The 15,081-nt window shown below is 53.9% G+C and carries 14 protein-coding genes; 4 read left to right on the top strand and 10 right to left on the bottom strand.

Annotation, left to right across the window (positions count from 1 at the left end):
• Nucleotides 1–51 precede the first annotated feature (51 nt).
• From arfA to BM258_RS00950, 10 genes are all read right to left on the bottom strand, one after another.
• Nucleotides 52–1,557 (bottom strand): arabinosylfuranosidase ArfA, encoded by a 1,506-nt coding sequence (arfA, locus tag BM258_RS01000; RefSeq protein ID WP_090067943.1) that lies wholly within the window; start codon nucleotides 1,555–1,557, stop codon nucleotides 52–54.
• Between the two features lie 226 nt (nucleotides 1,558–1,783).
• Nucleotides 1,784–2,704, bottom strand: coding sequence for an ArsR/SmtB family transcription factor (locus BM258_RS00995; RefSeq protein ID WP_090067941.1), 921 nt, complete (start codon nucleotides 2,702–2,704; stop codon nucleotides 1,784–1,786).
• 161 nt (nucleotides 2,705–2,865) lie between these two features.
• Nucleotides 2,866–3,747 carry a MurR/RpiR family transcriptional regulator gene (locus BM258_RS00990; RefSeq protein ID WP_090067939.1) on the bottom strand — a complete coding sequence of 294 codons (882 nt, stop codon included), beginning with the start codon at nucleotides 3,745–3,747 and terminating at the stop codon, nucleotides 2,866–2,868.
• 115 nt (nucleotides 3,748–3,862) lie between these two features.
• Complete coding sequence (locus tag BM258_RS00985) at nucleotides 3,863–4,891, bottom strand: ABC transporter ATP-binding protein (protein WP_090067937.1); 1,029 nt, start codon at nucleotides 4,889–4,891, stop codon at nucleotides 3,863–3,865.
• On the bottom strand, nucleotides 4,888–5,637 hold the full coding sequence (locus BM258_RS00980; protein WP_090067936.1) for a glycerophosphodiester phosphodiesterase family protein: 750 nt from the start codon (nucleotides 5,635–5,637) through the stop codon (nucleotides 4,888–4,890). Before BM258_RS00980 ends, BM258_RS00985 begins: the two co-directional genes overlap by 4 nt.
• A 50-nt stretch (nucleotides 5,638–5,687) precedes the next feature.
• The gene (locus tag BM258_RS00975) at nucleotides 5,688–6,497 is read right to left on the bottom strand and encodes a carbohydrate ABC transporter permease (protein ID WP_090067934.1); all 810 of its coding nucleotides are present in this window, start codon (nucleotides 6,495–6,497) and stop codon (nucleotides 5,688–5,690) included.
• Nucleotides 6,487–7,356: a carbohydrate ABC transporter permease gene (locus BM258_RS00970; RefSeq protein ID WP_090067932.1), complete on the bottom strand. Its 870-nt coding sequence runs from the start codon at nucleotides 7,354–7,356 to the stop codon at nucleotides 6,487–6,489. Before BM258_RS00970 ends, BM258_RS00975 begins: the two co-directional genes overlap by 11 nt.
• An 83-nt stretch (nucleotides 7,357–7,439) precedes the next feature.
• Nucleotides 7,440–8,708, bottom strand: coding sequence for an ABC transporter substrate-binding protein (locus BM258_RS00965; RefSeq protein WP_244544549.1), 1,269 nt, complete (start codon nucleotides 8,706–8,708; stop codon nucleotides 7,440–7,442).
• A gap of 255 nt (nucleotides 8,709–8,963) precedes the next feature.
• Entirely contained in the window at nucleotides 8,964–9,179 is a 216-nt protein-coding gene (locus tag BM258_RS00960) for a hypothetical protein (protein WP_090067930.1), read from the bottom strand.
• 313 nt (nucleotides 9,180–9,492) lie between these two features.
• Nucleotides 9,493–10,299, bottom strand: a complete 807-nt coding sequence (locus tag BM258_RS00950) for a helix-turn-helix domain-containing protein (RefSeq protein WP_175527858.1) — start codon at nucleotides 10,297–10,299, stop codon at nucleotides 9,493–9,495.
• A 461-nt stretch (nucleotides 10,300–10,760) separates the two neighbouring features.
• Between BM258_RS00950 and BM258_RS00945 the strand changes: the two genes are divergently transcribed.
• From BM258_RS00945 to BM258_RS00930, 4 genes are all read left to right on the top strand, one after another.
• Nucleotides 10,761–11,645 carry a carbohydrate ABC transporter permease gene (locus BM258_RS00945; protein WP_090067924.1) on the top strand — a complete coding sequence of 295 codons (885 nt, stop codon included), beginning with the start codon at nucleotides 10,761–10,763 and terminating at the stop codon, nucleotides 11,643–11,645.
• Nucleotides 11,646–11,688: 43 nt separating this feature from the next.
• Entirely contained in the window at nucleotides 11,689–12,552 is an 864-nt protein-coding gene (locus BM258_RS00940) for a carbohydrate ABC transporter permease (RefSeq protein WP_244544577.1), read from the top strand.
• 3 nt (nucleotides 12,553–12,555) lie between these two features.
• Nucleotides 12,556–13,677 carry an ABC transporter ATP-binding protein gene (locus tag BM258_RS00935; RefSeq protein WP_090067919.1) on the top strand — a complete coding sequence of 374 codons (1,122 nt, stop codon included), beginning with the start codon at nucleotides 12,556–12,558 and terminating at the stop codon, nucleotides 13,675–13,677.
• 131 nt (nucleotides 13,678–13,808) lie between these two features.
• Nucleotides 13,809–15,077, top strand: coding sequence for an ABC transporter substrate-binding protein (locus tag BM258_RS00930; RefSeq protein WP_407062691.1), 1,269 nt, complete (start codon nucleotides 13,809–13,811; stop codon nucleotides 15,075–15,077).
• The last annotated feature ends 4 nt before the right edge of the window (nucleotides 15,078–15,081 follow it).

Below are 15,081 nucleotides of genomic sequence, written 5' to 3'. Positions count from 1 at the left end.
CTTCGATGGATCACAGGGTGGCTTGCAGGCAGCCGGAGCCAAACGCCTCCTCTATTTCAACCGGATCATGCGATAGCTGAGCGGGGCCAGCTTTACCGACAGCTTGCCATCAACAATGCTGGCATCGTTTCCATCGGCAGGGGCGACCGGCTCTTCATCCGGTCCGTTGGTCTTGTCCAGCGCGTAACCGCCGATCACCTTGTCCATGGTCACGGACGAATGGGCGAAGCCTTCAAGAGATAGTTCCACATCGAGTGCTTCGCTTTCATGACGGTTGACAAGGAAGAAGCTGAGGCCGCCATCGGCCTCTGTCAGTACGCCAGCTACATCCAGATATGGCACATTGTTGGCAAAGTCCGTTTCATACCCTTCCACGTCGACCGCCAGATCCAGCGCAGTGCCGCGGCCATATTTGGAGGCATAGAGATAAGGATAGAAGGTTGTCTGGCGCCATGCCGGGCCATCTTCGACGGTCATGATCGGGGCGATTACATTGACCAACTGGGCAAGACAACCGACCTTGACCACATCCGAGCGCCGAATGAAGGTGTTGAGAATGCAGCCAACGACGAGAACGTCGGCAAAGTCATAGATGTCTTCCAACAGCGCCGGGGCATGCGGCCAGCCATGTTTGCCTTCTAGAACCGGCTTGTCCTGCTCTGCGGAATGATACCAGACATTCCACTCATCAAAGGAAATATAGACGTCCTTGTTGGAGCGTTTCTTGGCCTTGATGGTTTTGATAACGCTCGAGATCGTCTCGATATAGGTTTCCAGCTCCATGGAGCGGGCGAGGAAATTCTTGGTATTCTGCTCATGATTTTCGAAATACATATGCAGCGAGATATAGTCGACGCTGTCATAGGTGTAATCGAGCACGGTATATTCCCATTCGGGATAGGTGGGCATGTTGGGCGTCGAAGAGCCGCAAACGACCAGCTCGATATCCTTGTCGAAAGCGCGCATGGCCTTGGCGGTTTCAAACGCGGTGCGGCCATATTCGGCGGCAGTTTTCTGGCCTATCTGCCATGGGCCGTCCATTTCGTTGCCAAGGCACCAGAGCTTGACGCCCCAAGGTTCTTCGCGGCCATTCTGGCGCCGCAGGTCTGACCAGTAGGACCCGCCGGGATGGTTCACATATTCAAGGAAGGCCCGGGCTTCATCCAGACCACGCGAACCCAGATTGACCGCCAGCATCATCTCGGTTTCAGCCTTGGCAGCCCAATCGGCGAATTCATGAATGCCGACCTGATTGCTCTCGGCGGTGTGCCAGGCCAGATCGAGTCTTACGGGGCGCTCTTCCTTGGGGCCAATACCATCTTCCCAGTTATAAGCTGAAACGAAGTTGCCACCGGGATAGCGCACGACAGGCACATCCAGTTCTTTCACTAGATCCAGCACATCCTGTCGGAAGCCCTGTTCATCAGCACTGGCGTGGCCGGGCTCATAAATGCCGCTGTAAACAGCACGGCCGAGATGCTCGACAAACGAGCCATACAAGCGAGGATCAATTTTGGCGACGGTAAATTCTTTGTGCGCAGTGACTGATGCACGCATGTTGGCTCCTCCCAATTATATCATGATTTATGATATTATTCAGTAATTATGATACTAACAGAGGGGGCAACATACCGTCAACAGGTTGTTGGGAAGAGAATTAAAACCCAATTTTCTGATATATTACGCAATTTCGAGATTTCATAAACCACTTAATGGCTTATCATCTTGATCTTGCGCCTCGTTTATCCGCATTCTTGATTAACTTCCCATTCACAAACGGCAGCTAAGTCCTTAGTCTAAGCACAATATCCTGATCATAATTGCCAAAGCCGCGACCAAAAATATTGAGCCCTCCAGGATTTTTGGCCTCATCCGGCACAGCAATCCGCACCCGGATCGAACGATGATCATCAAGCTCCAGATCAGCCAACGTGATGTCGGACACGCGCATGCCATCGACATAGGTGCCGTCAGCCGTGACGCGGAAACTTTTCAAATGACCATATTGAGAGCCCGCCAGTTTCCACCAGTCAGGCGTATATTTGCCGCGCTGATCGCCATAATCCCCTGGTGCCGTCCAGACAGCTATCAGCTTGTCATTGATAGAAATATTGATATCCGATGGCCAGTCATCCGATGTCCCCGGCACTTCAGATGAGAGCTCAAGAACCAGTTCCAGCTCCTTGATCTCCTTGCCGGCAATGCGAGCATTGTTGGGGAACTGATATCGGACATATCCCTTTGTAAACCATAGCAAACCAGCTTTCATCCGCTCTGGCGAATGAAAGGTATCGGGGCTGTCAAGGAAGCCAATGATGCCCTCACTGGAGCAAAGGCCACAGGGAGCCGTCGTATTGCAGCCGGAATAAAGCCCGACCGGCATAGCCACCTCGATCAGATCCTGATCGGTCTGTTTGGGCTCCTTGAAGGAGAGCACCACCTCATCATAGGCGGTGCGACAGATTTTCTGGCTCCCCTTTTTGGCCTTCTGACTCTCGGTCTCGATGAGCCCTGCTTTTTCAAGGGAGTTCACGTGAGTAGAAGTGGACGATTGGGGCAACCCAAGCACATCGGCTATGTCATTAACATTCATCGGGCCCTGCTTGTTGAGCAGGGTCAGAATGGACAGCCGCGCAGGAGCGGCCAGACTTTTGAGAATGTCTATTCCGTTTTCCGGCGTAATCAGCATATATCGTTTACTCATCCCACTCACCTCACTTTTTCGATATATATCTGATTTCTTGATTTTTTCCAAGCAAAACCGGATAGAATCCCCCATTTGCCGTCCACCCCACGGCCAACTGATGCCATTTCAATGGGTAAAATAGCCTTCCATCGGACTTGATGGAGGTAATTCACATCGATTTATTGAAAACTATTGCCGAGATCGGACCGCAGGCTCTTGAAGTCTTCCAGAGAGCGCATGGTCTTGTCTTCATCAATCGCAGCCAAATCCAGAATGACGGCATTGGCTATGGTCATCGGCACGACGAGGGATTGCGGCTGACCGGCCTCGCCGCGTGAGGCGGCTATATGCACATGGGGAGCGGGATCAATCCGCGCGCCCGAAAGATCCGTCAAAGCCAGCACCCGTGCGCCGCAGCTTTCCGCGATCCGCCGGATATCCAGCAACACGCCGGAGGGTTTGCGGAAACAATTGAGCCAGACCACGTCCCTCTCCGTCAGAGCTGCCAGTTTTTCCGGCAGCAAATGCAACTGACTTGAGAGGTCTTCTGCCGCATAGCCTGAGCGCACCAGGCGCCGGGCGATCAGATGCGACAGGGCTTCGGCGTGGCCCGTGCCGAAAATATAGATGCGTCTTGCTTTACTCAAACTAAGCGAAAAGGCACGGACTTCCGCATCAGTCACACTGTTGCGAACCTGCTCCAGCGCGGCAATTTCTCCATCCAGCATAGACGCCAGCAGGCCTGTTTCTTCGGCCTTGACCAGACGAGCCGCCATACGCGCTGAAGCATGCTGGAAATCATCGCCCCGCTCGATCAGATTTGTTTGCAAAAAGGCGCGGAACTCAGGATAGCCCTTGAAACCTAGCCGACGCGCTAGACGCACCGCCGAGGTGGGGTGCACTCCGGCCCGCGAGGAAACTTCCTTGCCATTTTCCATGGCGGCGCGAACTGGATCCCCCATAAGCACGTCCAGAATACGTGTATCAGCTTCAGTCAGCTTGGCTGAATTCTGCTTTATGAGATCGCCCAGAAAGATTGACATTGCCGTGTTATTGCTCATTGAAGATCCAAACCATCTCAGTCTGTATTATCGCGCCCTAGCCACCACCCCATGTCGCTGGCGCGATAACGCCTTCTTTCTTCATGCCCCATCGCCATTGGTAAGCGCAAGCCCGTTAAGCGGGATTGACCCGCCCTCCGTCAGCCTTGGAGAAATAATGGGCACGATCAAGATCCACATTGATCAGCACATCGCCGCCGCCCTTGGTCAGGCTCGTGCGTTCTTCAATCAAGGTCAGACGCCCTGCATCAGTATCGCAATGAAGGATCACATCCGAGCCGGTCATTTCAGAGATCGCTATCCTGCCCGGCAAGCAAAAGTCCCCTGCCCCGGCGGGGTTGATGGAAAGAGCCTCTGGCCGTAGCCCGATTTCAATATCGGCGTCACCCTTCCAAAATGGCACCTTGTCAGCAGGTAGGAAGTTCATTGGCGGCATACCCAGAAAGCTTGCAACAAACTGGTTTGCAGGCTGGTCATAGATGGCCTCAGGGGTGTCGAACTGCTGCAAATAACCATCCTTCATCACTGCGATCCGATCAGCTAGAGATAACGCTTCGGTCTGGTCATGGGTCACATAGATGATCGTCGCACCGAGCTGGCGGTGCAAAGCCTTGATCTCGGTGCGCATGGCCACGCGCAGGGCGTTATCCAGGTTTGAAAGCGGCTCATCCATGAGGAAGGTGGAGGTATTGCGTGCAATGGCACGCCCCATGGCGACACGCTGGCGCTGACCGCCGGACAAGGCGCCCGGCTTACGATCCAGATACCGCTCCAACTGAAGGGTGCGGGCCACTTCAAGAGCGCGGGCGTTACGCTCCTTTTTGGGCACTTTGCGCAGTTCCAGCCCGAAGGCGATATTCTCTCGCACGGTCAGATGCGGATAGAGCGCGTAGTTCTGGAAAATCATGGCGATGTCGCGATGCTGGGGCAATTGCTCGTTGGCCCGCTCCCCCGCTATCAGGATTTCCCCGTCCTGACACTGTTCCAGTCCGGCGATCAGCCGCAGTAATGTGGACTTGCCACAGCCGGACGGACCGACGATGACGATGAACTCCCCATCCTCGATGTCCATGGATACGTCATGGAGAACAGGGGTGGTGCCATCATAAGACTTGTTTATGGCCCTTAGGGAAATAGAGCTCATTGGCTTGTTCCTTCCCGCATCTGGTTGCGAATGGCGACCGCAAGGCTTGGGCGATCTGTGGTGAAAATCTTCACTCCCATTGTCAAAGCCTTGCTGATTTGTGGTGTCGTATGTGCAGCCCAGCAGCCAAAGGCCAAACCGGCGTCCTGCGTGGCAGCCATCAATTCGGGGCTCGCCTTATCGATATGCACTCCAATCTCAGGAATGCCCCGCGCGCGGGCAATGTCCAGCACGCCCTTCTCTCCCAGTTGGGTCAGAACAGCCGGGCTCACGAGCCAAAGACGAGGCCGGTCGGTGTGCTTGGCGATCTCGTCCAGATAGTCCAGCAGAAAGGATGAGAAATTGGCCGTGCGCAGCATGTCTTCCTTAGCAAGCAGCTCCATTACGCGGGGCACAAAACCCTGATAAGGCTTCCCGTCAGCGCCGGGCTTGAATTCACAGCGGAAGACCACCGAACTGTCGTCAAAGATTTCACACAGCTCCTGCAACAGAATCGGACGACTGTTATGGCTGAAATTGATGACCGCCGAGAGAACCTCGCGCGTGGGCAAGTCGGCTATGGCCCCTGCCGTATCGGTCGTGCGGTCCAGCGTGGCATCATGATGCACGATGATGTCGCCATCCTTTGTGGGGTGGACGTCAAACTCCACCTCTTCCACGGCCATGGCCGCAGTGGCCGTGAAGCCAGCCAGAGTGCTGTCGCCATATTCAAGCGTGCCGCCACGATGGGATGCAATACGCGTCATGTCTTTCGTTCCTTCAAATAATGTAGCGTGAGCCCGGCTGATCGGGTTCGTCATTTTACGGCCCCCATCGTGATCCCGCGGACCAGATGGCGTTCAACAAGGGCAAAGCCGAGCAGAACCGGCAGAATGGAAATGGTGGAAGCGGCCATAACGAGGGGCCAGTCGATCACCCCTTCGCCAGGATTGATGCGATAGAGCCGGGCCAACCCCACCTGCAGCGTGTAGAGATCATCCTTGCCGATAGCGACCAATGGCCAGATATAGCTGTTCCATTCGCCGATAAAGATAAAGAGCGCCATGGACAGGATGGCTGGTCTGGACAAGGGAACAATCACACGCCAGAGCACCTGCAGGGATGTCGCGCCATCCATATAGGCAGCTTCATCGAGCGAACGGGGAATGCCGCGAATATATTGCCGCAGAAAGAAGGTCGCAAAGGCGCTCGCCATGGCTGGCAGAATAAGACCGGCATAGCTATCCAGCAGCCCCACCTTGGCCAATGTCAGGTAATTGGGGATGAGGCTGATATGACTGGGGATCATCAGGGTGGCCACCACAGCTCCGAACAGCAGATCGCCACCGCGAAACCGAAAGCGCGCAAAGGCATAAGCAGCCAGCGTGGCAATGGAAATACCGCCCACAGTGACGATGCCCGACACGATGACGCTGTTGAGCAGATAGCGGGCAAAATGATACTGCCCCACGGCGCGCCCATAATTATCGACGGTGAATTCCAGCCCGCCGGCATAGTAGGCATCGGCCGTCTGGAAAGACAGCCAGATGGAATAGAGCGCTGGCGAAAGAAACAGCAATCCGAAAAGAAGCGCAAATAGGGACTGAACGGGATTTTCAAGCTTCATAATGCACCTTCCGGCCAATCACGCGAGATTTGATGAGAGACAGAGCGATCAGCAGAATAAACAGCAACACGGCCAGCGCAGAGCCCGTTCCGATATCAAACAGGGTAAAGCCGACGCGATAAAGCATATTGACCAACATGTCCGTGGCGCTTGCAGGGCCGCCGTGAGTCATCACATTGACAATGGTAAAGACCTGAAACGCCTCGATAACGGAGATAACCAGCAGAAAGTAGGTGGTTGGCATCACCAGAGGCATGGTAACGCGGCGAAAGACATGAAAACGGCGCCCGCCATCGACGGCAGCGGCATCGTAAAGTTCCTGCGGGATCGCCTGTAGACCGGCGATATAGATGACGATGTCATAGCCAATCTGCTTCCAGGTATTGACCAAAATCAGCACCAACAGCGCCAACTGCGGGTCTTGCATCCACGGGATTTTGCCCACGCCGATATGCTTGAGCAGAGCGTTGGCGACCCCATAGTCGGTGGAGAAAACCCACGAAAAGACGACGGCGATGGAAACGGTGGACGTGACCGAAGGCAAAAAGAATGCGCCACGCAACATACGCGGAGCGAATTTCTCCGATGTCAGGAAACTGGCGGCCATCAATGCCAACGCCAGACGCAAAGGCACGGAGATGATGGCAAAAATCGCCGTTATCTTCACCGAGTTCCAGAACTCGGTCGAGGTGAGCAGCAGCTGATAATTCTCAAGCCCGACAAAGGGCTTGGTGGCAGACATGAAGTCCCATTCACGAAAGCTAAGATTGATGCTCGTGGCAATCGGGATATAGGTAAAGACCGCAATGAAGGCCAAAAGCGGCAGAATGTAGAAATAGGGCAAGAACTTGCGGGCCATGGAGGCAACCTGTTGCAGATGGGTCTTGCGGCGGGGACTGCATGCAGCCCCCGCCCTGTAAGACACTCAGAGACTATGAAACCTTACTTGGCCAGACGGGCCGCTTCTTCGCGGGTCTTGGTTGCGAATTCAGAGAGGACGTCCTTGACGTCGCGCTGACCAAGAGCCATGGCTTCCCAGAGGCCATATTCGCTGGCACGCATCCAGGTAACCACCGGCGGACGCGGGCGACCACGGGCGAAGTCGAGCTGGTTGATGGCCACGTCGATGCCCGGCTTGCCAGCCAGTGCGTCTTTGGCAAGATCCTGCTCTGCCGTGTGCTTGTTGATCGGCATATAGCCGGTGCCAGAGAACCAGATCGCGTTGGATTCAGCAGACGCAGCAAAGCTGATGAACTTGTAGGCCGCGTCCTTGACGTCCTGTTCTGCGGTGGAAAGAATGCCAATACCGGCACCGCCGATTGGTACAGAGCAGACCTTGTTGCATGGCATCGGAAGCACGCCCAGATCATCTCCAAGGGCCTTTTTGGACCGCACATAGTTGCCGGTGGAATTCATCATGATGCCGACCTTGCCGGACAGAAAAGCGTCGCGGCCGCCTTTTTTCTCGTCGGTCACACCATCTGGCGAGGCAACATGATGCTCATGCACCAGAGAGGCCATCCACTGATAGGCTTCGATGGTATTGTCAGAATCAAGCAGGATTTCGCCGGTTTTGGAATCGATGAGGTCGCTGTCATTGTCCATCACCAGACCCCAACGGGCAAACTGCCCCGGGGCAACAATGCCGGTGATGCCATCATCGCCGAGCTTCTCGGTGATCTGTTTGGAAACCTTGAGCAGATCATCATAGGTTTTCAGAGCAGGCTCTTCAGTAAAGCCTGCGCGCTCGAAAATGCCTTTGTTGTAATAAAGCACTGGCGTGGAGGAGTTGAAGGGCACGATATAATTCTTGCCTTCAAATACACCAACCTCGCGGGCAAAGCCGAACAGATCCTCTTTGAGCGGATCATTGTTCACATAATCAGTTAGGTCCGTCAGCACACCACGATCAGCGAAAAGACCATAGCGCGTCACTTCCATGATTACAGCATCAGGCTCGCGGTGGGCAGGAATGGCAGCCTGTAGTTTGGCCACGATGTCGTTATAGTTGCCGATGAATTCGGGCTTGATTTCGACGCCGGGATTGGCAGCTTCGAAATTATCAATGATCTTTTCAAGGGCCTGACCGTTTGGTTTTTCCGGGTTGAAACTGTGCCAGAAAGTAACGGTGGTGGCGGCCATGGAAATATGGGCTGAACCGACGAGAGCGATCAGACTTGCTCCGGCCAGTTTAATGAAATTGCGGGTCAAAGGACTCTCCTTGCAACTAAAATTGCAGTAAATTACAAGGAGCAATTACAATAGCAATATAACAGCTTTTGTACGCCAGAATGAAAATTTGATGACAGGCAGCAATGCGCAAACCCGCTAAATTCCTCTATTTTTTCTAAAATTCAATAACTTGAAAGAGATATAAGACAAAACTCCTCAGCCGACAATTCTGCATAAGGAGCGTTGCAGACAGGTCTAGCACGCTCGTCTGACACTTTTAGGACAAGGGCGAGCTTAGTCTTTGTCGCCGATGAAGTCAGTGGAGACATGACAGCTGGTGCATCCCGCACCGCTGCTTGGGCAGGCATGGCAACTCTTGCGCCCTTTCCAAAGCCGGATATAGAGATAGCCGATCGCTGCGGCAATCACGAGCCCGAGGCCCAGTGAGTCCCAAACACCTTGCAAGGCTGATGCAGCCTCTGTCGCCGATTGCATTGCTTGCGTTTCCATAGCGGTCTCCTTTCATCGTGAACCGCTCCAGGTCTGGTCCCTCGCCGGTTCGACAACCAGCGAACCAAGATCAACCTTCCGCTATATGCCAGTCTACAACCGCTGCGTTCCTCTGTCTGCCCGTAAAGAAACGGATGGTTTGATGGTTAGCTCCGCTCCCGATCGCTTCAAAACGCGTCAATAGCGAAATCATCCATATTTGCGCAATTATTATCACTATTCTTTTGTCATAAAGAAAAACTGTTGAAAAGCACCTCTCACCGACCTGTGAATCAGTATTCATGCCGGTTGTCTGAAGAAAAACACACTAGCCTCACTCGGTGTAATGATAGATATCCCCGGTGGTGAGAAATTTGCGCCGATCTGCAGAAATGCGATAGTAGGACGGGCTCACACCCATATATTGCTTGAACATGCGCGAGAAGAAATAAACGTCATTATAGCCCACCGCGAGCGCCGTTGCGTTGACGCTTTTACCGGTCAACAGGATGTTCATTGCCTTCTCCATCCTCTTGAATTCCATGAACTTTCTCGGCGTGTAGCCAATCTTGGCCTTAAATGCCCGACGGAAGTAATCGTCATTATAGGGCACTGAGGCAATCAGGCGTTCGGCTTCATCCTTATCCAGAGGGTCGCGCGAGATCTGGGCGGCAATCAGCATGACATGCAGCGACAAAGCATCCTGCCCTCCCAGGTTCTGCAAAGAGTCCTCGCTCCAGCGCACAAAGGCACAATCGAGATAGGCCAGCAGGATCACCATGAAGAGATGCACTTGCTGCAGAGTTGTAGACGAAGATGGCGCGATTGAGCGGTAATAGCGCACCAGCGATTCCAGCTGTTCCCAGTTGGGCAACTGCACCACCGGCTTGAGTTCCATCTGCTGGATCAGGTCCACATTATCAAACAGTGTCAGCGTGAAATGTTGAGCAACTCCAGTATATTGGTCGCCATGATCAAGACGGCCTTCAAAATGCGATCCGGCAGGAATCAGCATCGCTTCGCCACGCTGCTGACGCACTTCAACACCGTCGAGAAAATACTGCGCGCCCCCCGTCAGACAGACAACCAGGTCATGCACATCGTTTGACTTATGCACACTCCAGGTTGAGGAATGGCGCATCTTAATCGTTGATCTTGAAAGATTCAGGTTCAACGAGGTGGCCGGAATTCCCTCCAAAATCGAATGTTCGGTTTTATCCATGATTTTGTTCATAATCCTTCATTCCATTCGCATCAGCACCGTGTTGATATGCGCGAAACAAGAATACTGGAGGAAATCAGAAGACGTCCCTTGCTTCTGTTGGTATTATCAAGAGGGTGACCTCGGAAATTCACTCTCATGATGTGCACTAAAATGAACATCTCGCATATCCATGTCAATATGTAGACGTCGTTTCGTGCATCAACCTTTAGGAATGCAACTCGATTTCCCGCGGATTCCTCGGCTGTTTGCCAAGGGTCCGGATTGTTTGACTGTCGGGTGGGGATTGGAGCCCTTGCCATAGGCAGCTCATTTCACGGTGATGAGCCGCGTTTGCAGCCATCATCCTTGTGTTAAACACCTAACGGGAGGATAGAGCCTTGGGCGGCGAAAATCGCTATCTCGGTCTTGCCTACCTGTCACCCTACATTGTGGGGTTACTGGTCTTTACGGCTTTTCCCTTTGCTTACTCATTCTATCTGAGCTTCACGGATTATTCCCTGATGAGCTCGCCGGAATGGGTTGGCCTGGACAACTATACCAAGCTGTTCACCCGGGACCGCACCTTTGACAAGTCACTCAAAGTGACCTTGATCTATGTGTTCTCAACGGTTCCGCTCAAACTGGTCTTTGCACTGTTTATTGCAGTCATCCTGAACTACAAGCTGAAGGCCATCAACTTTTTCCGCACAGCCTATTATGTCCCTTCCATTCTTGGCGGATCGATCGCGATCGCCGTGCTGTGGCGCTATGTTTTTGCTGACACAGGTCTGGTCAACATGGTTCTGGGAGCTGTTGGTATTGAGGGTATCAACTGGTTTGGCGATCCGACCAACGCGCTGTTCACCATCACGCTGTTGCGCTGCTGGCAGTTTGGTTCGGCCATGGTGATCTTCCTTGCTGCCCTGCAGGGGGTCGACAAATCACTCTATGAGGCTGCCGCCGTGGATGACGCCAACCAATGGCAAGTCTTCCGCCACATCACGTTACCGCTGATCACACCGGTGATCTTCTTCAACCTGATCATGCAGAGCGTGCAGGCTTTCCAGGAATTCAACGGCCCTTACATCATCACCAATGGTGGCCCGCTGAAATCAACCTATCTGTTGCCGCTTTACATCTATGACAAGGCCTTCAGGAACTTCGAAATGGGCTACGCCTCGGCGATTGCCTGGATCCTGTTCACCATGATCATGGTTCTGACCGTTGTCGCTTTCTGGTCTTCCAAAAAGTGGGTCTATTACGCTGGCGACAAAAGGAGCTGATCCCATGACCGTAGAAGTAGCTAATTCCTCGATTGCCGAAGATATGGATCGGGTCAATCGACAGATTGCCCGCCGTCAGAAGATCAACTCAATGGTCCGCTATGTCCTGTTGATCGCAGTTGGATTTGTGATGCTCTATCCGTTGATCTGGCTGGTAGGCGCATCCTTCAAGACCAACTCCGAGATCTTCACCAACCCGGGCTTCTGGCCCAAAGAACCAACCATCAGCGGCTATGTGAAAGGCTGGCAGACATCCACGCCCTACACCTTCGGGCATTTCTTCTGGAACACCTTCCTGATCATTCTGCCCAAAACGATCGGAACATGCATCAGCGCGTCGCTGGTGGCCTATGGCTTTGCCCGCTTCGAATTTCCGTTCAAGCGCGTGTTCTTCTCGCTGCTGATCGCAACGTTGCTGCTGCCAAACGTGGTGACCCGTATTCCGCAGTATCTCCTGTTCCGCGACATGGGCTGGCTTGATACCTTCCTGCCGCTCTGGGTGCCTTCGGCACTCGCGGGGGATGCGTTCTTCACCTTCATGCTGGTGCAGTTCCTGCGCGGTATTCCACGCGATATGGAAGAAGCGGCTCGTGTGGACGGCGCGAACAGTCTGCAGACCCTCTGGTACATCGTAACGCCGCTACTGGCGCCTGCGCTGATCTCGGTCGCCCTGTTCCAGTTCATGTGGACCATGAACGACTTCCTTGGTCCTCTCATCTATCTGTCCTCGGTAGACAAATTCCCTGTCTCCCTGGCTCTCAAACTATCCATCGACACGACGGAAGCCTTCGACTGGAACCAGATCCTGGCAATGTCCGTGCTCGCAATCACGCCTGCGCTGATCGTCTTCTTCATGGCGCAGAAATACTTCATCGAAGGCATCTCAACAGGCGGAGTTAAAGGGTAAATCATGGCACACCTTCAACTTAAGAAACTCGTAAAACGCTATCCCAACGGCTTCGAGGCTGTCCACGGCATCGATCTGGATGTTCAGGATGGTGAGTTCATGGTGCTGGTCGGCCCGTCGGGCTGCGCAAAATCCACCACGCTGCGCATGGTTGCCGGTCTGGAAACCATCACCGGCGGTGAAGTCCGCATCGGAGAACGGGTGGTCAACACCCTCGCTCCGGGACGTCGCGGCATCGCCATGGTGTTCCAAAACTACGCGCTTTATCCGCATATGAAAGTGAAGAACAACCTTTCATTTGGCCTGCGTCTTGCTGGCCGCCCCAAGGATGAGATCACAGCGGCAACCGCCGAGGTTGCTGAAATTCTGGAGATTGAGTCCCTGCTGGAACGCTTGCCAAAAGAGCTTTCTGGCGGTCAGGCCCAGCGTGTGGCGCTTGGACGTGCCCTGATCAAGAAACCGGAAGTTTTCCTGTTTGACGAACCGCTTTCCAACCTTGATGCCAAGCTGCGCGCGTCCATGCGTGTCCGCATCACGGATCTGCATCGCCGTCTCAAGGAAGAAGGGCGTCCGGCTACGGTCATTTATGTGACCCACGACCAGACGGAAGCCATGACCATGGGTGATCGCATCTGTGTCATGAAGGACGGCCACATCATGCAGGTTGCCGATCCGGTGACGCTCTATGACAAGCCGGAAAATGCCTTTGTGGCAGGTTTTATCGGCACGCCCGAAATGAACCTGATCCCGGCAGACCTGTCGATTGCAGGGTCTCACAGCCTCAAGATCGGCACCCAGACCATTGGTTTGCAGGATACCCTCGCCTCTCGCATTCAGGCATCTGCCGACAATAGCGAAGTGACGCTGGGCATTCGTCCGCAGCATTTCCATCTGGTCGACGATGGCACGCCGGATTCACTGACGGGCGAAGTTTCAGCGCTCGAATTCATGGGCCATGAAGTCTATCTGCATGTGAATGTAGAAGGCCATTCGCTCATCGTGGTTGTTCCGGGTGAAGAATATGACCCCTCCAAGGTGCGTGGTTCCAAGGTGACTCTCAAGGTCAATGAGGCCCGCGCCCATATCTTCGATCAGGCAAGCGGCAAGAATATTTCGCTTACCTAAGTCCTCCAGCACCTGTTGGCGGTGGCTCGACCGCCAGCAGTTGTCACCTGTCTGCGCTCAGTTCCTCCTCCTTCTCTTCTGCTGAGCGCAGACGCCCCCTCGAGCCACATTCACTGACAGGAGTGAAACTCTTGAAATCTACTGCGACTTTCCTGACGATTCTGGCTGCCGCGACGGCTCTTAGCGCATCAGTCAACGCCGCCGAGCTGCGCATGTCCTGGTGGGGTGGCGGAAGCCGCCATGAAGCAACCCAGGCCGCGCTGAAAATCTGTGGCGAGAAATATGGCCACACGATCAATCCGGAATTCACCGGTTGGAAAGGGTACCTGGAAAAACTGACCACACAGCTGGCTGGTGGCACAGAAGCCGATATCATGCAGGTCAACTGGCCATGGCTGCCGCTCTTCTCCTTCAAGGGTGATGGCTTTGCAGATCTCAATAGCTTCAAGGACACCATCGACCTCAGCCAATGGACAGATGCCCAGCTTGATGCCGCCACCATGAATGGCAAGCTCAATGGCCTGCCGCTGGCGACCACCGGGCGGGTCTTCATGTTCAACAAGACCGTATTTGACAAAGCTGGCCTTGATCTGCCCAAGGACTGGAGCGAGCTGATCGCCGATGCTGCTGTCATTCAGGAAAAGCTGGGTGAGGATTCTTACCCGCTGGAAGTGACCGAAGACAATCCGGTGCTCATCATCATGCTGATTGCCACCCAGAGAACCGGCAAGGACATGATCGATCCGGCAACCAACCGCATGGCATGGTCACTGGAAGAGCTGACCGATGCGGTCAAATTCTACGGCAATCTGGTTGACAAGAACGTCACCCGCAGCTGGAAGTCCTGGGCCTCGGAAGGCAATATCAAGCTTTATGAAAGCCCGAAATGGTCCGATGGCAAGATCGCTGGCTCTTATGAATGGGATTCCACCTATTTCAAATATGCCGATCCTCTTGAAGGCAAGGGCGAGCTGGTTCCCGTTTCCATGCTGAAGGTGGATGGCGCTGTCACTGAAGGTGTCTATCGCAAGCCATCTATGGTCTTTTCCATTTCCAAACGCAGTGAAAACCAGAAGGCCGCAGCGGAAATTCTCAACTGTCTGCTGACCGAGAAGGAAGGCATCGAGGCACTGGGCGCGACCCGTGGCCTCCCCGCCTCCAAGATTGCAGCCCAGACGCTGATGGATGCAGGCGTTGTGCGCCCCGAACTGGTCTCCGCCAACAAGATCGTCATGGCAGGCACAGGACCAACCGTTTCGCCATTCAACGAGCATCCTCGCATTCGTGAGAGCTTCAAGGATGCCATCGAGATGTATGCCTATGGCGAGTTCAGCGCGGAAGAAGCCGCTGATGAGATCATCTACAACGTCAATGACATTCTGGAAAAATACGACCAGTAAAGCA

The sequence above is a fragment of the Cohaesibacter marisflavi genome, assembly GCF_900115225.1.
Lineage (GTDB): Bacteria > Pseudomonadota > Alphaproteobacteria > Rhizobiales > Cohaesibacteraceae > Cohaesibacter > Cohaesibacter marisflavi.
The sequence above is the reverse complement of the archived record's forward strand: the minus strand, read 5'-3'. Positions and strand labels throughout refer to the sequence as shown.

Bases quoted from the DNA above. Each gene is read 5' to 3' on its own strand.
- arfA (WP_090067943.1), bottom strand. From the start codon at position 1,557: ATGCGTGCATCAGTCACTGCGCACAAAGAATTTACCGTCGCCAAAATT.
- BM258_RS00995 (WP_090067941.1), bottom strand. From the start codon at position 2,704: ATGAGTAAACGATATATGCTGATTACGCCGGAAAACGGAATAGACATT.
- BM258_RS00990 (WP_090067939.1), bottom strand. From the start codon at position 3,747: ATGAGCAATAACACGGCAATGTCAATCTTTCTGGGCGATCTCATAAAG.
- BM258_RS00985 (WP_090067937.1), bottom strand. From the start codon at position 4,891: ATGAGCTCTATTTCCCTAAGGGCCATAAACAAGTCTTATGATGGCACC.
- BM258_RS00980 (WP_090067936.1), bottom strand. From the start codon at position 5,637: ATGACGCGTATTGCATCCCATCGTGGCGGCACGCTTGAATATGGCGAC.
- BM258_RS00975 (WP_090067934.1), bottom strand. From the start codon at position 6,497: ATGAAGCTTGAAAATCCCGTTCAGTCCCTATTTGCGCTTCTTTTCGGA.
- BM258_RS00970 (WP_090067932.1), bottom strand. From the start codon at position 7,356: ATGGCCCGCAAGTTCTTGCCCTATTTCTACATTCTGCCGCTTTTGGCC.
- BM258_RS00960 (WP_090067930.1), bottom strand. From the start codon at position 9,179: ATGGAAACGCAAGCAATGCAATCGGCGACAGAGGCTGCATCAGCCTTG.
- BM258_RS00950 (WP_175527858.1), bottom strand. From the start codon at position 10,299: ATGCGCCATTCCTCAACCTGGAGTGTGCATAAGTCAAACGATGTGCAT.
- BM258_RS00940 (WP_244544577.1), top strand. From the start codon at position 11,689: ATGGATCGGGTCAATCGACAGATTGCCCGCCGTCAGAAGATCAACTCA.
- BM258_RS00935 (WP_090067919.1), top strand. From the start codon at position 12,556: ATGGCACACCTTCAACTTAAGAAACTCGTAAAACGCTATCCCAACGGC.